Annotated in this window: 21 protein-coding genes and 1 tRNA gene; 7 read left to right on the forward strand and 15 right to left on the reverse strand. The window is 67.7% G+C overall.

What is annotated here, in order from left to right:
- Positions 1–4 precede the first annotated feature (4 nt).
- Positions 5–424, forward strand: a complete 420-nt coding sequence (locus tag CD928_RS06185; RefSeq protein ID WP_095386254.1) for a VOC family protein — start codon at positions 5–7, stop codon at positions 422–424.
- Positions 425–503: 79 nt separating this feature from the next.
- Complete coding sequence (locus CD928_RS06190) at positions 504–1,475, forward strand: nitronate monooxygenase family protein (RefSeq protein ID WP_095386255.1); 972 nt, start codon at positions 504–506, stop codon at positions 1,473–1,475.
- Between the two features lie 102 nt (positions 1,476–1,577).
- Here CD928_RS06190 and CD928_RS06195 read toward each other — a convergent pair whose 3' ends face one another.
- From CD928_RS06195 to ccmC, 10 genes are all read right to left on the reverse strand, one after another.
- Positions 1,578–2,099 carry an AHH domain-containing protein gene (locus CD928_RS06195; protein WP_095386256.1) on the reverse strand — a complete coding sequence of 174 codons (522 nt, stop codon included), beginning with the start codon at positions 2,097–2,099 and terminating at the stop codon, positions 1,578–1,580.
- A complete protein-coding gene (locus CD928_RS06200; protein WP_141237110.1) occupies positions 2,096–2,902 on the reverse strand; it encodes a hypothetical protein in 807 nt (268 codons plus the stop codon). The genes CD928_RS06195 and CD928_RS06200 overlap by 4 nt, the downstream gene beginning before the upstream one ends.
- Before the next feature lie 95 nt (positions 2,903–2,997).
- Positions 2,998–4,956 carry a potassium transporter Kup gene (locus tag CD928_RS06205; RefSeq protein ID WP_095386258.1) on the reverse strand — a complete coding sequence of 653 codons (1,959 nt, stop codon included), beginning with the start codon at positions 4,954–4,956 and terminating at the stop codon, positions 2,998–3,000.
- Between the two features lie 45 nt (positions 4,957–5,001).
- Positions 5,002–5,652 carry a tetratricopeptide repeat protein gene (locus tag CD928_RS06210; protein WP_095386259.1) on the reverse strand — a complete coding sequence of 217 codons (651 nt, stop codon included), beginning with the start codon at positions 5,650–5,652 and terminating at the stop codon, positions 5,002–5,004.
- Positions 5,649–6,074: a cytochrome c-type biogenesis protein gene (locus CD928_RS06215; RefSeq protein WP_095386260.1), complete on the reverse strand. Its 426-nt coding sequence runs from the start codon at positions 6,072–6,074 to the stop codon at positions 5,649–5,651. Before CD928_RS06215 ends, CD928_RS06210 begins: the two co-directional genes overlap by 4 nt.
- Positions 6,071–6,601 carry a DsbE family thiol:disulfide interchange protein gene (locus CD928_RS06220; protein WP_095386261.1) on the reverse strand — a complete coding sequence of 177 codons (531 nt, stop codon included), beginning with the start codon at positions 6,599–6,601 and terminating at the stop codon, positions 6,071–6,073. Before CD928_RS06220 ends, CD928_RS06215 begins: the two co-directional genes overlap by 4 nt.
- Entirely contained in the window at positions 6,598–8,568 is a 1,971-nt protein-coding gene (locus tag CD928_RS06225) for a heme lyase CcmF/NrfE family subunit (RefSeq protein WP_095386262.1), read from the reverse strand. The genes CD928_RS06220 and CD928_RS06225 overlap by 4 nt, the downstream gene beginning before the upstream one ends.
- 109 nt (positions 8,569–8,677) lie before the next feature.
- Entirely contained in the window at positions 8,678–9,115 is a 438-nt protein-coding gene (ccmE, locus tag CD928_RS06230; protein WP_095386263.1) for a cytochrome c maturation protein CcmE, read from the reverse strand.
- Entirely contained in the window at positions 9,112–9,267 is a 156-nt protein-coding gene (locus CD928_RS22975) for a heme exporter protein CcmD (RefSeq protein WP_141237111.1), read from the reverse strand. Before CD928_RS22975 ends, ccmE begins: the two co-directional genes overlap by 4 nt.
- A 4-nt stretch (positions 9,268–9,271) precedes the next feature.
- The gene (gene ccmC, locus CD928_RS06235) at positions 9,272–10,003 is read right to left on the reverse strand and encodes a heme ABC transporter permease CcmC (RefSeq protein WP_095386264.1); all 732 of its coding nucleotides are present in this window, start codon (positions 10,001–10,003) and stop codon (positions 9,272–9,274) included.
- Positions 10,004–10,237: 234 nt separating this feature from the next.
- On the opposite strand from ccmC, the gene CD928_RS06240 reads away from it, so the two are divergent.
- Entirely contained in the window at positions 10,238–12,793 is a 2,556-nt protein-coding gene (locus tag CD928_RS06240; RefSeq protein WP_095386265.1) for a TonB-dependent siderophore receptor, read from the forward strand.
- Positions 12,794–12,827: 34 nt separating this feature from the next.
- Here CD928_RS06240 and CD928_RS06245 read toward each other — a convergent pair whose 3' ends face one another.
- From CD928_RS06245 to CD928_RS06255, 3 genes are all read right to left on the reverse strand, one after another.
- Positions 12,828–13,181, reverse strand: a complete 354-nt coding sequence (locus tag CD928_RS06245) for a YbaN family protein (protein WP_095386266.1) — start codon at positions 13,179–13,181, stop codon at positions 12,828–12,830.
- 131 nt (positions 13,182–13,312) lie between these two features.
- Positions 13,313–14,374, reverse strand: coding sequence for a Glu/Leu/Phe/Val dehydrogenase (locus CD928_RS06250; protein WP_095386267.1), 1,062 nt, complete (start codon positions 14,372–14,374; stop codon positions 13,313–13,315).
- 101 nt (positions 14,375–14,475) lie between these two features.
- Positions 14,476–14,552 (reverse strand) — tRNA-His (locus CD928_RS06255).
- A gap of 103 nt (positions 14,553–14,655) precedes the next feature.
- Here CD928_RS06255 and CD928_RS06260 point away from each other — a divergent pair.
- The gene (locus CD928_RS06260) at positions 14,656–15,336 is read left to right on the forward strand and encodes a 2OG-Fe(II) oxygenase (RefSeq protein WP_255247059.1); all 681 of its coding nucleotides are present in this window, start codon (positions 14,656–14,658) and stop codon (positions 15,334–15,336) included.
- A gap of 99 nt (positions 15,337–15,435) precedes the next feature.
- On the opposite strand, the gene CD928_RS06265 is transcribed toward CD928_RS06260, so the two are convergent.
- A complete protein-coding gene (locus tag CD928_RS06265) occupies positions 15,436–16,182 on the reverse strand; it encodes an SIMPL domain-containing protein (RefSeq protein WP_095386310.1) in 747 nt (248 codons plus the stop codon).
- Between the two features lie 134 nt (positions 16,183–16,316).
- Here CD928_RS06265 and CD928_RS06270 point away from each other — a divergent pair, with 134 nt between their 5' ends.
- Positions 16,317–18,098 (forward strand): ABC-F family ATP-binding cassette domain-containing protein, encoded by a 1,782-nt coding sequence (locus CD928_RS06270; protein WP_095386268.1) that lies wholly within the window; start codon positions 16,317–16,319, stop codon positions 18,096–18,098.
- 58 nt (positions 18,099–18,156) lie between these two features.
- Positions 18,157–18,654, forward strand: coding sequence for a DUF2569 family protein (locus tag CD928_RS06275; protein ID WP_095386269.1), 498 nt, complete (start codon positions 18,157–18,159; stop codon positions 18,652–18,654).
- A gap of 1 nt (position 18,655) precedes the next feature.
- Here CD928_RS06275 and CD928_RS06280 read toward each other — a convergent pair whose 3' ends face one another.
- Positions 18,656–19,063, reverse strand: coding sequence for a DUF6456 domain-containing protein (locus tag CD928_RS06280; RefSeq protein ID WP_095386311.1), 408 nt, complete (start codon positions 19,061–19,063; stop codon positions 18,656–18,658).
- A gap of 160 nt (positions 19,064–19,223) precedes the next feature.
- On the opposite strand from CD928_RS06280, the gene CD928_RS06285 reads away from it, so the two are divergent.
- Entirely contained in the window at positions 19,224–19,784 is a 561-nt protein-coding gene (locus tag CD928_RS06285) for a helix-turn-helix domain-containing protein (RefSeq protein WP_095386270.1), read from the forward strand.
- Positions 19,785–19,798: the final 14 nt, after the last annotated feature.

Genomic DNA, 19,798 nt, shown 5'->3' on the forward strand with positions numbered 1-19,798 from the left:
GCTCATGGATACGCCTCCCTTTGCGCTGCGTGGCCTCGATCATATCGTGCTGCGCGTCGTCGATCTCGACCGGATGCGCAGCTTCTACAAGGAGGTTCTCGGCTGCACCGACGAGCGCGAGCAGCCGGAGATCGGCCTCTATCAGCTTCGCGCCGGTCACGCCTTGATCGATCTTATCACCATCGCGGGTAAGCTCGGCGCGATGGGCGGCGCGGCGCCGGGAACCGGGGGCCGCAACCTGGATCATTTCGCGCTCGCTCTCGACGGCTTCGACGACGCCGCGATCCGCGCCCATCTCGCCCGTCACGGCGTCGCGATCGAGCAGGAAGGTCCGCGCTATGGGGCTGGGGGCGAAGGACCTTCGATCTACATCCGCGATCCGGAGGGCAATATCGTCGAACTGAAGGGTCCCGCCGGTGCCTGACCGGCCGCTCACGCATCCCCTTGCCACACCTTCCGTTTACGTTAAGGTCACCCTCAAATCCGCAACTGGAGAGTGATTCATGGCCCTTCCCGCGATCTTCGACCGCCTGCGCCTGCCCGTCATCGGCTCGCCGCTCTTCATCGTCTCGGGACCCGATCTCGTCATCGCGCAGTGCAAGGCGGGGATCGTCGGTAGCTTCCCGGCGCTCAACGCCCGCCCGCAACCGCTGCTCGACGAATGGCTCCATCGGATCACCGAGGAGCTGGCGGCGTGGGACCGCGACAATCCCGACCGGCTCTCGGCGCCCTTCGCGGTCAACCAGATCGTCCATCGCTCGAACGACCGGCTCGAAGCCGACATCGCGACCTGCGAGAAATGGAAGGTGCCGATCACCATCACCTCGCTCGGCGCGCGCGAAGAGCTCAATCAGGCCGTCCACAATTGGGGGGGTATTACCCTTCACGATGTCATCGACGACCGTTTCGCGCGCAAGGCGGTCGAAAAGGGTGCCGACGGGCTGATCCCCGTCGCCACGGGCGCGGGCGGCCACGCGGGCACCCAGTCGCCCTTCGCGCTGGTGCAGGAAATCCGCACCTGGTTCGACGGCCCCGTTGCGCTGTCGGGCGCGATCGCGCACGGCCGCTCGATCCTCGCCGCCCAGGCGTGCGGGGCGGACCTCGCCTATATCGGCAGCGCCTTCATCGCGACCGCCGAAGCCAATGCCGACCAAGGCTACAAGGACGGCATCGTCGCGGGGCGCGCGGGCGACATCGTCTATTCGAACCTGTTCACCGGGGTGCACGGCAACTATCTCCGCCAGTCGATCGTCGCGGCGGGGATGGACCCCGACAACCTGCCCGAGGGCGACCTCAAGACGATGAACTTCGGTTCGGGCGGCAACACCAAGGCCAAGGCGTGGAAGGACATCTGGGGATCGGGCCAGGGCATCGGCTCGGTCTCGGGCGTCCGCCCGGTCGCCGAATTCGTCGCCGAACTTTCCGCCCAATATCGCGACGCCTATCGCGAGCTGCAGGACAAATATATCGGCTAGAGTGTTTTCAAGTCAGGTGGAATCACCTGACGACTTGGAAAACACGGTAAAACAAGAATCTAGAGTGCGTTCGGTTTTGATTCCATCAAAACCGAACGCACTCTAGGCGGCCGTGAGCGCCGATCCTCCGAACAATCGCTCGATCGCATCGTCCAGATAGGGCCGGTCGGCGAACAGCCGCATCGGGTCGCGCCGGTTGAGCCAGAAACCGCCGCCATGGCGGTCGGTCAGCGCACGCCGCATCGTGTCCTGCAGCAGCCGCAGCCGCATCACCGCGGTGCGCCGCGCCGCACGCGGATCGCCGGGTGCCTGCGCAACGAAATGCGCGCGGACGCGCTCGACCCGCGCGGCGATGACGTCGCTATAGGCATAGTGCGGCCCGCGGTGCAGCGCATGGCCCGATTGCAGCGCGAAGCGCTCGCACGCGGGCAGCATTATCCCGTTGAGATCGAAGCGGTGGAGCGTGAAATCCTCGGCGCGCAGCGCGTCGAACAGCGCCGTCATCTGCGGCTGGCGGAGCAGCGCGACCGGGATCAGATGATGCCGCTGAAACCCGTCTCGCGGCGGCACCGCCGCCTGCCAGCCCCGCGAACGCGGCACCCGGCAGAAGCGAAGCCCGGTCATCCGTGCCGGCCGAAATCGACGCGAACGGTCGCCGGCGCCCCTCCGTCGCCTGGTAGGGGGATCAGCCGGATGACCTCACCTCCTTCCAGCCCACGCGCATTTTGCGCGCTTGCGACCGGACCGTGGAGCATCACATCGAGCGCGAGCCGCGCAAGCCGCTTCACCATGTCGGCCATCGTCCAGCCCGCGGGAATACCCGCCTCGAGCTCCTGGCCGCCGAACAACGCGAGCCCGCGCGTCGCGACGCGCTCGTCAGATCCCGCCCCGCGCCGGCGGAAGGCGACGAGATGGAGCACCGGCGGCATGCCGCTCGTCAACATCTCGGCGATCGCGGCGCGGAACTGCGGCGCGTCGGACCAGAGCCGCGCCGGCGACCAATGGATGTGGCTCGCATCGAACAGGTCGACCAGCAGCGCGACGAGCTTGAAATAATCGCGCATCCAGGCCGCCGGCGCTTCGACAGCGCTCCCGTCGCCCGGCCGCACGATCCAGCAGCAATCGCCATCGCGCCAGTCCGCGGGCAGCGCGCATGCCAGCGAGCTGTTGGCCGAATCGGCCGGATCGGCCGCGGCAAGCGTTGCGGCGTCGGCCCGCCCCGCGATCGCTGTCGTCGATCCGAAGGCCAGGCGAAAGCGGGGCGCATCGCCCGAAGCCGGGTCGATGCGTTGCGGCTGCAGCCCCATGCGGCGGATCGCGGCCTCGGCCGCGCCCGGCGACGCCAGCCCGCGCGGCGCCCCCGCGATCAGGACGAAGGGGTCCGGCAGACCCGGTGGCATCTGGGCATCGCTATCGCCGGCTGGCATGGGCAGGTAGACCTTTGTCCGTTGCCCCGTGCATCGCAAGACGGCCCGGAATGTTCAAACGCTAATTATGTCCGTTTCGGAGTGGCGCGTGGCGCTCAGATCGCGACCTGGCTGCCCAGTTCGACGACGCGATTGGTCGGCAGGCGGAAATATTCCATCGCGCTTTCCGAATTGCGTAGCATCCACGCGAACAATTTCTCGCGCCAGATCGGCATCCCCGGCGACTTGGCCGCGATCAAGGTCTGGCGCGACAGGAAAAAGCTCGTTTCCAGCATCTTGAACTCGCCGCCGCATCCCCCGACGCGGTTCAGCGCCGCGGGCACGTCGACCGGCTGCATGAAGCCATATTTCAGGATCAGGCGGTGAAAACCCTGCCCCAGATCGTCGAGCGCGCAATGGTCGGCCTCGCGGACGAAGGGGACGTCGGCGATCTTGATCGTCAGCAGGATGATGCGCTCGTGCAGCACCTTGTTGTGCTTCAGATTGTGGAGCAGCGCGTGCGGGACTCCGTCCGACGACGAGGTCATGAACACCGCGGTCCCCGGCACGCGCGTCGCGCTGTTCGCCGCCGATTTGACGAACACCGGAATCGGCATCGCGCCCTCGGCCATCTGCTGCTGCATCAGTTTGCGCCCGCGCGACCAGGTGGTCAGCATGGTGAAGATGGTCAGGCCGATCGCCAGCGGCACCCAGCCGCCGTCGGGCACCTTGATCAGATTCGCCCCGAAATAGGCGATATCGACGACGAAGAAGATTGCGAGCAGCGGCAAGGCCTTCCACGCCGGCCATTTCCACAGCGCGAACAGCACGACCGACATCAGGCAGGTGTCGATGAACATCGCGCCGGTGACCGCGATGCCATAGGCCGCGGCGAGGTTGCTCGACGATCCGAAGAACAGGACGAGCAGGATCACCATCACCATCAGCCCCCAGTTGACCACCGGGATATAGATCTGCCCCTGCGCCGACGCGCTCGTATGCTCGACGCGCAGTCGCGGCATGAAGCCGAGCTGGATCGCCTGCTGGGTCAGCGAGAAGGCGCCCGAAATCACCGCCTGGCTCGCGATGATGGTGGCGAGGATCGCCAGCAGCACCACCGGTATCCGCCACGTATCGGGCATCATCAGGAAGAAGGGGTCCTGGATGATGCCGAGCCGCGCGCCCATATCGGCCTCGAGCACCATCGCGCCCTGCCCCATATAGTTGAGCATCAGCGCGGGCAGCACGAAGCACAGCCACGACAGGCCGATCGGCGCCCGGCCGAAATGCCCCATGTCGGCGTAGAGCGCCTCGGCCCCCGTCACCGCGAGCACCACCGCCCCGAGCGCGATGAAGGCGGTGAAACCATCGAGATAGAAAAACCGCAGCGCGTTGACCGGGTTGATCGTCGCCCAGATGATCGTCGGGTGATCGACGATGTGCATCACCCCCAGGACCGCGAGCATCAGGAAATAACAGAGCATGATCGGGCCGAACAGCGCGCCGACCTTTGCCGTCCCGTGCGACTGGAGCGCGAACAATCCGATCAGGATGGCCAGCGCGATCGGCACGATATAGGGCTGGAATCCGTCGTTGACGTAGCTCAGCCCTTCGGTCGCCGACAGCACCGACATCGCGGGGGTGATCATGCTGTCGCCATAGAAGAGCGCGGTCGCGAACACCCCGAGCAGGACGATCGGCCACGTCCAGCGCGCGCCGCCCGACGAACGGCTGATCAGCGCGAGCAGCGCCAGGCTGCCCCCCTCGCCCTTGTTGTCGGCCTTCATGATCGTCAGCACATATTTGAAGGTGACGACCAGCATCATCGACCAGAAGACGAGGCTCAGCACGCCATAGATGTGCAGCCGGTCGGCGTCGATCGAATGATGCCCGGCAAAGGTTTCGCGAAAGGCGTAGAGCGGGCTGGTCCCGATGTCGCCGAACACCACGCCGACCGCGCCGACCGCAAGCTTCAGCTTGCCGTCGCCGTGATGGGCGTGGCCCGAATGGCCCGTATCGGCGGCGGTCGCGGCGCTGTCCGCGCCTGCCGCCACCTGTTGCGACTCAGCAGTCATGGCGCCGCGCTTTAGACGAGCCTGCGCAAATAGAATAGAGCTCGTTCACGGCCCGCGCGGAGCCTCGGCGGGAAGCTCCGGTCCCATCGCCTGGCGAAGCTGCGCGAGCCGCATTTCGAGGTCGGCGCGCCACGGCGCGTCGGCGGGACTGCGCGCGAGCAGGTCGCTCCACACCGCATTCGCGCCCTTGAGGTCGCCGCTCTGCGCCATCGCAAGTCCGGCGAAGAAGGGCGGCGCCGGGTGCGCGGGATCGCGCTTCGCCGCCTCGTCGAAGGCGAGCGCCGCCGACGGCGACATCATTCCGCCGCCATGCGCGACGAGCGCGTTGCCGAGCCCGACCCACAGGTCGACATTGTCGGGATATTTCTCCAGCCCCTTTTCCAGCGTCTGCGCCGCGAGCGCCGTCTTGCCGGTCCGCGCGAAACCGTCGGACATGGCGAGCCACTGGGCGGCGGGACCGAAGCGTTCGCTCATCCCCTGCCGCCGATCGGTAATGGCCTCGCCAAAACCTTCGGGTTCCTCGGGCTGTATCACCGGCTTTCCGGGCAGCGCGGGGCTGCCTTGCAGCGCATAGCCGGCGAGGCCGAGCATCAGCGCCGCCCCCGCGAGCGGCCGCGCCGCCGCGGGCAGCCGCCCCAGCCACATCATGCCGCCGGCGGTCAGCGCCGCGGCGAGCGTGACCCACAGCCAGATCACGCCTCCTCCTCCGCGCCGCCGCGGCGGAAGCGTCCGAAGGCGAGCCAGCCCCCCGCGCCGAGGAACAGCAAGGGCCCGAGCCACAGCAGCGCCGTCGCCGCGTCGAAGGGCGGATCGTAACTCACCCAATTGCCATAGCGCGCGACGAGCCATTTGCGGATCGCATCGGGGCTTTCGCCCGCCGCGATCTTGCTGCGCACCTCGTGCCGCATGTCGCCCGCGAGCGGCGCATCGCTGTCGGCGATCGACTGCCCCTGGCAGACGAGACAGCGCAGCGTCTCCATCAGCGCCTTGGCCTTCGCCTCCTTCGCGGGATCATTGAGCTGCTGATAGGCATAGGGCGCCGGCGGCAAGCGGTCCTGCGCGGCAAGCGGTGCGGCGACCAGCGTCAACGCCGCCGCGATCAGCAGCCGCGCGCTCATTTCATCGCCTCCAGCTTCGCGATGATCCCCGGCACGTCGTCGGCCAGGATCACGCCCTGAATCTGCTCGCGGATGACGCCCTTGCCGTCGATCAGGAAAGTCTCGGGCACCCCCGACGATCCGAGCGCGATCTGGACGCTGCTCTGCTGGTCGGATCCGATACGGTCGAACGGATTGCCGAATTCATTGAGGAAAGCGGCGACGTCGTCGGGCCGGTCGCGGATCGCGATGCCGTCGATCGGCACCCCGGCCTGCTTCAGTGCTTCGAGCTGCGGCGCCTCGGCACGGCACGGAATGCACCAGCTCGCGAAGACATTGACCAGCCGCGGCCGCCCATCGGCGAGTTGACTGCTCTTCAATCCCTCGACCCCCGCGGTCGCGGGCGGCAGGTCGAACAGCGGCATCGGCTTGTCGATCCACTGCGATTGGATCAGCGTGTCGTTGGGGGTCGTCAGCCGATAGATGAAGGCGCCGAACAGCAGCGCCATGATCGCCAGCGGCACGAACAGGATCCAGCGGTTCCTCATGGCGCGAAACGCTCCTGTGCTTTCCTCGACCGGTGCGCGCGCCAGATCGCGAGCAACTGCGCGCGCCCGAGCATCGACAGCGCCGCGCCGATCGCGATCAGCGCCCCGCCGAGCCAGATCCACCACACCAGCGGCTTCCACCACAGGCGGAGCTGATAGCGGTCGGCCGATCCATCGGGCGAGGTCACCGGCTGCCCCAGCACCGCATAGAGCTGTCCGCCCGGCCGCGTCAGCAGCGCCGCCTCGTTGGTTTCGGTCGGCGCGCTGCCCATCAGGCCCGGGAAGGTGCGCGCCTCCGGGCGCAATGTGAAGCTCGCACCCGATCCGGTGGTCGCGACCAGCGTTCCTTCGATCGCGGTATAGTTCGGCCCGGCGACCGGCCGCACGCCGACGAACTTCACCGCAAAATCGTCGAGCTTCACCGTCTCGCCCGGCGCCGCGGCGACGAGCCGTTCCTTGATGAAGGCGCTTTCCGCCGCCATTCCCGCGAGCGCGACCGCGACGCCGAAATGCGCGATCACCATGCCCCAGGTCGGCAGCGGCGTGCGGCGGAGGTTGCGGCCCCACAGCGGCGCGAGGCTCGCGACCGCCACCACCGCCGCGACCGTCATCCCGAGCAGCGGCAGGATGCGCACCGACCCGCCGAACAATATGAGCCCGAACAGCACGAGCGCGCCCGCCAGCACCGCGAGCGGAAGCCGCGACCACAGCCGCTTGCCGTCGTCGCGGCGCCAAGCGAGCAGCGGCCCCGCGACCATGACGAGGCACAGGATCAGCGCGAGCGGCCCCGCGACCTTGTTGTAATAGGGCGGCCCGACCGAAATCTTCTCGCCCATCGCCTCGGCGACGATCGGATAGAGGGTGCCCAGGAGCACGAGCGCGAGGATCGTCGTCAGCAGCAGATTGTTGATGACGAGCGAGCCCTCGCGGCTCAGCAGCGCGAATTTCTTGCCCTCGGCGACGGTGCCCGCGCGCAGCGCGAACAGCGCCAGCGCCCCGCCGATATAGATCGCCATCAGCACGAGCAGGAAGGTGCCGCGCTCGGGATCGACCGCGAAGCTGTGGACGCTGGTGAGCAGCCCGGATCGCACGATGAAGGTGCCGACCATCGACATCGAGAAGCCGATCACCGCGAGCATCACCGTCCATGCGCGCAAGGCATTGCGCGTCGCGGTCACCGCGACCGAATGGAGCAGCGCCGCGCCCGCGAGCCACGGCACCAGCGACACATTCTCGACCGGGTCCCAGAACCACCAGCCGCCCCAGCCGAGCTCATAATAGGCCCAATAGCTGCCCGCGGTGATCCCCAACGTCAGGAATATCCAGCTCCCCAGCACCCACGGCCGCATCGCGCGCGCGAAGGCGGGTCCGATCTCGCGCGTCACCAGCGCCCCGACCGCGAAGCTGAAGGCGACCGACAGCCCGACATAGCCGATGTAGAGCGTCGGCGGGTGGAAGGCGAGGCCCGGATCCTGGAGCAAGGGGTTGAGCCCCTGCCCGTCGGGCGGCGCCACCGGCAGCCGCTTGAAGGGGTTGGAGGAGAAGAGGAGGAAGGCGAAGAAGCCGAGGCTGAGCGCCGCCTGCGCCGCGAGGGTCGCGACCAGCGTATCCTGCCGCAGCCGTTTCTCGAAGATCGCGACGAGCGCGCCCGACAGGCCGAGGATCGTCAGCCACAGCAGCATCGATCCTTCGTGATTGCCCCACGCGCCCGCGACCTTGAACAGCATCGGCTTCAGGCTGTGGCTGTTGCGCGCGACGAGTTCGACCGACATGTCGGAGCGCACGAACAGCGCGATCAGCAGGCCGAAGGCCGCGGCGGTCAGCACCCCCTGCGCGACGCTCGCCGGCCGCACGAGCGACGCCAGATCCTTCGGTCCGCCACGCAGGAACAGCGCCCCCGCGACAAGCGACAGGCACGCAAGCGTCGCCGCCATCCACAGGAGCGCAAGGCCAAGCTCGGCGATCATATCGTCGTCGCCCCCGCAAAGGCGGGGGCCGCCTTCGTTTTACGCGGCGTGGCCGGATCAGATCGCCAGCGGCCCCCGCCTTCGCGGGGGCGACGGATAATCTTAGCGATCATTCCCCCGGCACCAGCTTCATATTCTTCGGCATCTCGCCCATCTGCGGCGGCATGTAGCGTTCGTCGTGCTTGGCGAGGATGCGGTCGGCGACGAACACGCCGTCGGCGCGCATCCGGCCGTCGGCGACCATGCCCGAATTTTCGGCGAACAGGTCGGGGACGATGCCGGTGAACTGCACGGGAACGGAGGCCTTGCCGTCGGTCGCGACGAATCGGATCGTGACGCCGTCGGCCTGCCGCGCGATGCTGCCCGCCGCGACCATGCCGCCGAGCCGCATCGGCTCGCCGACCTCGGCCTTGCCCGCCTTGACCTCGGCGGGGGTGCGGAAATAGGCCGCCTCGTCGCGCAGCGCGCTCGCGCCGAGCACGCCGGCGCCCGCGACGCCCGCCAGCGCGACGAGCGCCAGGATCAGCCGCTGATGCTTGGGCTTCATGTGCGATCCCTTCGCAGCGCATCGCTGCGCTTCTCGGCCTTCGCCATCGCCCGCCAGCTATGCCACAGCACCATGCCGGTCAACAGCGCGGTCAGGCCATAGGCGGCCGCCACATAGGCCCATTGACCGCCCCCGCTGATCACCCCCGTCATGGCCCTAACTCTCCTCGTCGGCCATTCGCCGCAGCCGCGCCGCAACGCGATTGTCGGCGATGATCCGCCGCATCCGCATCAGCACGATGGCGCCGAATAACAGCGAAAAACCCAGCAAGGTCAAGCCCAGCGGCCACAGCAGCGCGCCGTCGATCGACGACCCGCGCAGCGTGATGCTCGGTCCCTGGTGCAGGCTGTTCCACCACACGACGCTGCGGTTGATGATCGGGATGTTGACCGCGCCGACCAGCGCGTAGACGGCCGCGCCGCGCGGCAGCGTCCCGCCCTGCCGCTGGCCCTCGTCACCCATCGTCAGCGCGACGAAGCCGGCGTAGAGAAAGAGGAGGACGAGCATCGAGGTCATCCGCCCGTCCCATTCCCACCAGGTTCCCCAGGTCGGCTTGCCCCAGATCGAGCCGGTGGCGAGGCAGAGCGCGGTGAAGACCATCCCCGGCACGGCGATCGCACGCGCCGCGATCCCGGCGAGCGGGTGGCGCCACACGAGCTGGACGAGTCCCGCGACCGCGAGCGCGGTCCAGCCGCCCATGCCGAGCCAGGCCGACGGCACATGGACATAGAGGATGCGCGCGGTCTCGCCCTGCTTGTAGTCGCCGGGCACCAGCGCCAGTCCCGCCCACGCGCCGACAAGCAGCAACGCGATCCCCAGGCCGAGCAGCCAGGGGGTCAGCGGGCGGGCAATGGCCAGGAAACGGGTCGGATTCGCATAGGCGTGCATCGCGCGCGAAGCCTTAGGCGACACCGCCCCGGCGGTCCAGCATTATGGCAGTCACGCCCCTTGTCCCCACCGCRAAATATAATGCCAACAACCGCCGCAAACGCTGTTGCACAATTACCACAGCTATCGCCAAAATGTAACATTTCGCCGCCCACTCGTCGAAAAGGGGTGGTCATAGCGGACTCCGGGGCGGACTTTAGGTGCGGGCTCATTCGCAAAAACAGGGAGCTTAGCATGCGAACCTCACATCCCCTCTCCATCCTCGCCATCACCACCGCGCTCGCCACCACCGGCTGGGCGGTGCCCGCCGCCGCGCAGGACGCCGGCGCGACCGCCGACGACGCCGACTCGCTGATCATCGTCACCGGCACCCGCCGCACCGACCGCACCATCGCCGACAGCAGCGTGCCGATCGACGTCATCTCGGCGGATTCGCTCGCCAACAGCGGCACCACCGAAACCAACCGGCTGCTCAATCAGCTCGTCCCCTCGTTCAACTTTCCGCAGCCGTCGCTGACCGACGGCACCGACGCGCTGCGCCCCGCAACGCTGCGCGGCCTCGCGCCCGACCAGGTGCTCGTCCTCGTCAACGGCAAGCGCCGCCACCTCTCGTCGCTGCTCAACCTCAACGGTTCGGTCGGCCGCGGTTCGTCGGGTGTCGACATGAACACCATCCCGCCGATCGCGATCGAGCGGATCGAGGTGCTGCGCGACGGCGCCTCGTCGCAATATGGCTCCGACGCGATCGCCGGCGTGATCAACATCCAGCTCAAGAAGAGCGTCGGCGGCCAGGCGCAGGTCACCTACGGCAAGTACATCACGACGATGGAGGATGTGAAGAACGTCGCCGGCGTCGCGCCGACCACCGGCGCTTCGGACAATCCCGTCGTCACCCTCACCGACTCCGACCGCAAGCGCCGCGACGGCGGCACGCTGACCATGGCGACCAACATCGGCCTGCCGGTCGGCGACAGCGGCTATCTGAACCTGACCGCCGAATATAAGGACCGCTCGCCGACCAACCGCTCGGGCGCCGACCTGCGCCGCAACTATGCCGCGGCGGGCGACCCGCGCGAGACGACCATCGACCGCTTCTGGCACCGCTTCGGCGACGGCGAGTCGAAGGACATGAACTTCTTCTACAACGCCGGCATGGATGTCGGTGGGTGGGAGCTTTACAGCTTCGGCAGCTACGGCGTGCGCGACGCCAATGCGGCGGGCTTCTATCGCCGCGCGCTCGACGCGCGCAACGCAGACTGGGACAATGGCGGCGCGCCGATCTACGAGGACGGCTACCTGCCCTTCATCACCAGCACCATCCGCGACATCGCGCTCGCCGGCGGCCTGCGTGGCGAGGCCGGCGGCTGGAACCTCGACCTGTCGGCGAGCTACGGCTCGAACCGCCTCGACTATGGCGTCGAGAACACGATCAACGTCTCGCTCGGCAGCGAGCACAGCCCGCGCAAGTTCGACGCGGGCGGGCTGCGCTATGGCCAGACCGCGGTGAATTTCGACGCCCAGCGCGACCTCGACCTCGGGCTCGGCGACACCTCGCTCGCGCTCGGCGCCGAATGGCGGAACGAGAATTACAAGATCGTCCCGGGCGAGGAGTCGAGCTATATCGCAGGCCCCTATTTCTACACCAACGGCGCTGGTCCCGGCTCGCAAGTGTTCGGCGGCTTCTCGCCGACCACGGCGGTCGACGCCTCGCGCGACAGCTTCGCGGGCTATGTCGAGCTCGACGCCGACCTCAGCGACATGTTCAACGTCCAGGTCGCCGGCCGCTACGAGCATTTCTCCGACTTCGGCGACACGGTGAACGGCAAGGTCGCGGCGCGCTTCGAACCCGTCGACGGCCTCGCGCTGCGCGGCTCGGTGTCGACCGGCTTCCGCGCCCCCGGCATGGCGCAGCAGTTCTTCTCGACCACCTCGACGGTCAATCTGACCGGGGTCGGGCTGGTCGAGGTCGGCACCTTCCCGGTCGGCTCGCCGATCGCGGTGGCGCTCGGCGCCCAGCCGCTCGAGCCCGAGAAATCGTTGAACTTCGGCGGCGGCGTCGTGTTCACCATGGTGCCTGGGCTCAACGTCACGGTCGATTACTACCGGATCAAGATCAAGGACCGCATCACGCTGACCGAGAATCTGCAGGGCGCCGACGTCCAGCAGATATTGGAGGACGCGGGCGTTCCGGGTTCGTCGGCGCGTTTCTTCATCAACGGCATCGACACGCGCACCCAGGGGCTCGACGTCGTCGCCAGCTATCGCCTGCCCGACATGGGCATCGGCAAGCTGACGCTGACCGCGGGCTACAACCTCAACGATACCAAGATCACCGACCGGCGGACCTTCAGCGGTTTCACCGCCGGACGCCTGTTCGCGCGTGCCGAAAGCCTGCGGCTGACCGACGGCCAGCCGTCGAACAAGCTCAACGTCGGGCTCGACTGGGAATCGGGTCCGGCCGGGCTGACGCTGCGCGGCAACCGCTACGGCTCGGTGTTCATTCCAGGGCCGAGCGGCGACATCGCGATCGCCAAGGGCGACGCGCCCGGCGACATCACGCTGTCGCCGAAATGGGTCGTCGATCTGGAAGCGCGCTTCCGTCCGGTCGAGGCGGTCCAGCTCGCGGTCGGCGCGAACAACCTGCTCGACGAATATCCCGACCGCATGCCCTACGGCGTCGTGGGCGGCTATGACTATGGGCTCAACAACGCCTATCTGCCCTATTCGTCCTTCTCGCCCTTCGGCTTCAGCGGCCGCTTCGTCTACGGGCGCGTGTCGGTCGATTTCTGACGCGGCGAGGGCATGAAAACGGCGGGGCCGGGAGCTATGCTTCCGGCCTCGTCCATATCCAGCTTCCGGTCACCGCGGCGGCGATCACCGGCGCCATCACCCACGGCCACGGCGAAAAGATCGCGGCGAGAATTATGCTGAGCGCGAAGGCGGCGGTCGCGGCGATCTTCCCCTTGCGGCTGATCGCGCCCTTCTCGCGCCACGCGATGATATGATGGCCGAACTGCGGATGCGTCACCAGCCACGCCTCGAGCCGCGGCGACGAGCGCGCGAAGCAGAAGGCGGCGAGGATCACGAACGGCACCGTCGGCAGCAGCGGCAGGAACGCGCCGAGCGCGCCGAGCCCGAGCGACGCCCAACCACTGACGAGATAGAAATGCCGCTTCATGCGGCAACGGGCTTAGCGGAAATCATGATCCGCGCCAGCAAGCAAATATCGTCGCCCCTGCGAAGGCAGGGGCCGCTATCGGCGCAGTGCAAGGCTGCTGGCGGCCCCTGCCTTCGCAGGGGCGACGTTCCCTACCCCCGCCCGATCCGCGCCTGCGCCATCCGGTCGGCCACCGCCGCGGCGGGCGTGCCGCTCGTCCTGCTCTCGGCCCAGATCTCGGCGAGACGGTCGGGGATCAGGCCGATCCGGCTCTCGACCTCTTCGCGGCTCCCCTGCCCCAGATATTCCAGCGCGACGTTGATGATGCCGCCCGCGTTGATCACATAGTCGGGAGCATAGACGATGCCGCGGTCATGGATGCGCTGGCCGTCGGCCGCGGTCGCAAGCTGATTGTTCGCCCCGCCGGCGACGATCGGCACGCGCAGCCGCTCGATGCTCGCCTCGGTCAGGATCGCACCCAGCGCGTTGGGGCTCAGCACGTCGGCCTCGATCTCCATGATCGCCGCCGAATCGGCAAGCTCGGCGCCGAGCTCGTCGGCGAGCGCCTTCGCCCGCGCGAGGTTGACGTCGGCGAGGGTCAGCGTCGCACCCTCGGCCGCGAGCCGCCGCGCGACCCCGCCGCCGACGCTGCCCACGCCCTGGATCGCGATCCGCACGCCCTTCGCGCTGTCGGTCTTCAAACCCTCGCGGATCGCCGCCTTGATGCCCAGATAGACTCCGAGCGCGGTCAGCGGGCCGGGGTCGCCGCCCGCTTCGCCGCTCGCCACCGGCAGGCCGCTGACATGGCTGGTGTGCTTCGCGATCTCGACCATGTCGGCGTCGGTGATCCCGACATCCTCGGCGGTCACATAGGCGCCGCCGAGCGACTCGACCGCGCGCCCGAACGCCGCGAGCAGTTCGGGGGTCTTCGCGCCGCCCCCATTCGCGCTGTCGTCGGCCAGGATCACGCCCTTGCCGCCGCCCATCGGCAGGCCCGCCATCGCATTCTTGTAGCTCATCCCGCGCGACAGGCGCAGCGCGTCGGTGATCGCCGCCGCGCGCTGCGGATAATGCCAGTAACGCACGCCCCCCGCGCCGGGGCCGAGGTGGGTCGAATGCACCGCGATCACCGCGGTCAGCCCGCTCGCCCGGTCGCGGAACATGTGGACATGCTCGTGATCGTCGAAATCGGCGAAATCCCAGACTGCGGACATGGCTTGACCCTTCGCGTTCAAAAATTACGTGATGACGTAATAAAGCAACGCAGAGGCGGAGTCACGCCAAAGCTGCAAACACTCTCGTATGACGGGAGAAATGGGGCGATCAACGGGGCTCGAACCCGCGACCTCCGGTACCACAAACCGGCGCTCTAACCAACTGAGCTATGATCGCCACACGCCGGGCGGACAGGCCGCCGACAGCGCGCGGCGATAGGCGCACATCGCCCTGTTCGTCAAGCATTGTTCGCCCGCGCTTCCCTGCTAAAAAGCGCGCCATGGCCGGGAATGAACATGTCGACATGGCGACATCGGGCGCCGATCGCACCGCGGGACGACTCGCCGCCGTCCCGGGCATCCGCCGCGCCCCGACGCCGAAGCTCGAACAGTTCATGCTCGCGCGCTTCCTCGACGCCGAAACCTGTGCCGCATTGATCGCGCAGATCGACCGCGACGTCCGGCCGTCGACGATCGCCGATCCCAATGGCGACGAGGCGTTCCGCACCAGCACGACCTGCGACCTCGACCACCGCGACCCGCTCGTCCGCGCGGTCAATGCGAAGCTCCACGAGTTGACCGGCATCCCGATCGAATATGGCGAGCCGATGCAGGGCCAGCGCTACGACGTCGGGCAGGAGTTCAAGGCGCACACCGACTATTTCGATCCGCACGGCGCCGACTGGGACACCTATTGCGCGGTGCCGGGCCAGCGGAGCTGGACGCTGATGGTCTATCTGAACCAGCCCGCCGCCGGCGGCGCGACGCGCTTCCTCGCGACGGGCAAGATGCACCAGCCCGAAACCGGCAAGCTGCTCGCCTGGAACAATGTCGGCGCGGACGGCGAACCCAACGCCGACACGCTCCACCACGGGATGAAGGTGCGCAAGGGGCGCAAATATATCATCACCAAATGGTTCCGCGAACGGCCGTGGCCGTGGGCGGAGGGGGAATTGGGATGAACCCTGTAGATCGTCACCCCGGCGAAGGCCGGGGTCTCGACCTGGCGTCATAACGCGGCGGCGAGATCCCGGCCTTCGCCGGGATGACGAGGTTCGTGCTTACCGCACCAGCCGATACTGAAAGCTCAGCGTCAGCGTGTTGCCGACCTGTCCCGGCTCGACCGGCGTCGATTTCCCGGCCGCGTCCATCGCCTGCATCCGGACCATCGGCATCGGCGGCTGCGGCCCGCCGAAGCTGCCCTCGCCGATCGACACCAGCTCGGCGCCGCGGAAGCCCGCGAGCTTCGCATAGTCCTGCGCCTTCGCCTCGGCCGCCTTGATCGCCGCGCCGCGTGCGCCGACCAGCATCGCATCGGCGTCCTTCATGCCGAACCACGGCCCGTCGACATTGGTCCCGCCCGCCGCAACCAGCGCGTCGAGCAGCGGCCCGATGTCGGCGATATTGCCCGTCGTCGCGCGCACGCTGTTCGACACCTGATAGCCCAGGAAGCGCGGCGGCTGGCCGTCGCCACGGTTGTTATAGTCGTACTGCGGCGACAGGTTGATGCCGCTCGTCTGGATATCCTCGGCCTTGATGCCCTTCGCCTTGGCGGCCGCGATCAGCTTGTCCATCGCCGCGGCATTGGCCTGCATCGCCGCCACCGCGGTCGGCGCGGTCGTGGTCACCCCGGCGCCGACGGTCGCCTGGTCGGGACGCGCGCGCACCTCCTCGTTGACCGTGAAGCTCAGGATCGGGCCCTGCTGCGTCGCTGTCGTCACCGTCGTTCCTCCTTGCTGCGCAAGCGCGGGCGTCGCGGCCAGCAGCGCCAGCCCGCCAGCCATAGCGGTGAACATGGACTTCGTCATTTCAATCTCCTGTGCGCCGGACTTCGGGTCCGTGATGATCTCCACCCCGTAACGCTGACGGAGCGGAGCCGTTCCGCCCTTTGCCGCGACGGCGCTTGCATGATGCTGAACGCGCCAGTAGCGAGCCGTTCATCATGGCAGCACCGATCTTATCTTATGAAGGCCTCGGCCTCGTCCAGGGCAGCGGCTGGCTGTTCCAGGATCTCGACATCTATGTCGGCGAGCGCGACCGGCTCGCGCTGATCGGACGTAACGGCGCGGGCAAGACGACCCTGCTCAAGCTGCTCGCCGGGCAGATCGACGCCGACAAGGGCAAGCGCGTCATCGTCCCCGGCACCCACGTCGTGCTGCTCGAACAGGAACCCGATTTCACGCCCTTCGCGACGCTGATGGATTTCGCCGTCGCGCCGCCGAACGCGCCCGAGGAGTTCGAGGTCGCGGCGATCGCCGACCAGCTCGGGATCGACATGAGCCGCGCCGCCGCCAGCGCCTCGGGCGGCGAGCGCCGCCGCGCCGCGCTGGCGAGGGCGTTGGCGCAGAACCCCGACGTGCTGCTGCTCGACGAGCCGACCAACCACCTCGATCTCGCCGCGATCGACTGGCTCGAAGCCTGGCTCGCCCGCTACACCGGCGCCTTCGTCGCGATCAGCCACGACCGCACCTTCCTGACCCGCCTGACCCGCCAGACCTTGTGGCTCGACCGCGGCCGCATCCGGCGCAAGGAGATCGGCTTCGGCGGCTTCGAGGAATGGAGCGATGCCGTCGCGGCCGAAGAAGCGCGCGCCGCCCAGCGCCTCGATTCGAAACTGCGGCTCGAGGCGCACTGGCTCGAACGCGGCGTCACCGCGCGCCGCAAGCGCAACCAGGGGCGGCTCGAAAAGCTGAAGGAAATGCGCGCCACCCGCGCCGCGATGATCGGCGGCCCCGGTGTCGCCAAGCTCGGCCTCGCCAACGATGACGTCCGCTCGAAATCGGTGATCGTCACCGAGGGCGTGTCCAAGAGCTTCGGCGACCGCACGATCATCAAGGATCTCGATTTCCGCATCCAGCGCGGCGACCGCATCGGCATCGTCGGCGCCAATGGCGCGGGCAAGTCGACCCTGCTCAAGCTGCTCACCGGTGAGATCGCGCCCGACGAGGGCAGCGTCACCCTCGCCCCGACGCTCGACGGCATCGTCATCGACCAGCAGCGCAGCCTGCTGTCGGCCGACAAGAGCGTGCGCGACATCCTCGCCGACGGCGGCGACTGGGTCGAGGTGCGCGGCGTCAAAAAACACATCCAGGGTTATCTCAAGGAATTCCTGTTCGACCCCGGCGTCGTCGAGGCGAGCGTCGGCGCGCTGTCGGGCGGCGAACGCTCGCGCTTGCTGCTCGCGCGCGAATTCGCCCGCGAATCGAACCTCCTCGTCCTCGACGAGCCGACCAACGACCTCGACCTCGAAACGCTCGACCTGCTGCAGGAAGTCATCGCCGACTATGCCGGCACCGTCCTGCTCGTCAGCCACGACCGCGACTTCCTCGACCGCACCGTCACCGTGACGCTCGGCCTCGACGGATCGGGCAAGGTCGATATCGTCGCGGGCGGCTATGCCGACTGGGAAGCGAAACGGGTGAAGCCCGCCGCGACGCGAGCGAAAGCATCGGCCGCCGCGGCGCCGCCGTCACCCCCGCCCCAACAGCGCCGGAAGCTGAGCTACAAGGACCAGCGCGACTACGACCTCCTCCCCGCCCGCATCGAGGCGATCGAGGCGGAGATGGCGGGGATCGAGACCGAATTGTCCGACGGCAGCCTGTTCGCGCGCGATCATGCGAAGTTCACCGCGCTGACGGGGAAGCTGGAGGCCCTACGCAGCGAAAAGGCGGCAGCCGAGGATCGCTGGCTGGCGTTGGCGGAAGAGGTCGAGGCGCTCGGCTGATTTGGAACGACTCTTGGCAAGGTGGCGGTGGTCGGGCAAACTCCCGCAAGGGGGAAACATGACAGACGAACCGATGCCGTCCGAATTGCGAGGCACTAAAGGCTGGCTAGCATTCCTGATCTTCACGCTCGGTATCGTGTCACCGATTCGAACGATCATGCAGACGGGCCAGAACATCGAGTTGGTTCAGACTGCCTCGTCTGCGCTCGGTCCCAATACAGAAACCTATATTACTATCAGTTGGATCCTCACTGTCGCTATCATCGTCGCTTGCCTTTACCTCGCTTGCATATTGACGATGATCCATCGCTGGTCGACCGTGAGAATAGCAATTGTCGGTTTTTGGTCACTTGCCTTACTGCCCACCGGCCTAGACTTGTTGGCTGCGGCCATATTGTTTCCGTCTCTCGCGGGCAGCGTATTTCCAGACGTACTGATCGACGTGGGCAAATCGTCGATCTGGGCAACGATCTGGACCGCTTACCTTCTGCGGTCGAAGCGCGTCGCAAACACATATATCAGGAATGCGTCGGAAACGGTCCGTATCTTCGGCTAGCTCACCCCGTCCCGTAAAACCGCGCCAGCCGGTCGAGCGCCAGCCCCAGCACTAGCTTGCCCGACCGCGCCGGCCAGCCGAGCCCCTTCTCCGCGCCGCCGATCCCCTCGCCCGCGCAGATCACCCGCCAGCAGATATCGGCGAGCCCCGGCCCCGCCGCGTCGAGCGCCGCGTGAAAGCGCCGGTGCGCGTCGATCCGCGCCAGCGACGCGTCGGAAGCGCGCGCACCGCCGCGGTTCTTCGCGGGCGGCGCCGCGTCCCAGCGCATCGTCACCCGCGCCGCCAGCCCCCCGCGCTCGTAATCGGCGCGCAGCCGCTCGCCCGCGCCGAACTGCGCCGCGCTCAGATGCCCGCGCGCCGCGAGCCACGCGATCGGGCTTTCGGCGACGTTGACCGTCACATGCCGCATCACCTGCGGCCCCCGCTTGCCCGGATCGAGCCGGTCGTCGGGATGGATACGGGTTTCGAGGCGGCGTGCGGTCATGCGATTCTCCTTTGTGGGACAACCCGCTTGACATTGGATCATAATGTAGGAAAGAAGAAACCAAATTGGTTATGTGAGAAAAGCGATGATCAACAGCATCCGTGCCGTCCGCCGCGCCAAGGGCCTGACGCTGGAGGAGGTCGCGCTCCGCTGCGACCCGCCGACCACCGCGCAGACGATCGGCCGCCTCGAAACGGGCACCCGCACCCTGTCGCTCGGCTGGATGAATCGCATCGCCAAGGCGCTCGGGGTCGACGCCGCCGAGCTCGTCCAGCTCCCGCAGGATACTCAGCTCAGCATCACCGCGCTGCTCGGCGCCGATGGCGCCACCGCGCCGACGCGCATCGAACAGGCGCTGACCGCGCGCCCGACCGAGGACATGATCGCGGTGCGCGTCACCTCGTCGATCGGCGACTATCGCGCCGGCGACGAAATCTGGTGTCGCCGGATCGAGGGCGACTGGACGAGCGCGCTCAACCGCGACCTCCTCGTCCCCCGCCCCGCCGGCCGCTTCGTCTTCGCGCGGCTGCTCAACGTCGACGGCGAAAAGCTCCACTTGCTCCCGCCCGGTACCGGCCAGCGGCAACAGGTGGTCAGCAATCCGCCCTGGGCTGCGGTTGCGGTGCGGCTGATCCGGACGCTTTAGGGCCACTGCCCGAC

Origin of the sequence: Sphingopyxis sp. GW247-27LB (assembly GCF_002277025.1) — a bacterium.
In the GTDB taxonomy this organism is placed as follows: domain Bacteria; phylum Pseudomonadota; class Alphaproteobacteria; order Sphingomonadales; family Sphingomonadaceae; genus Sphingopyxis.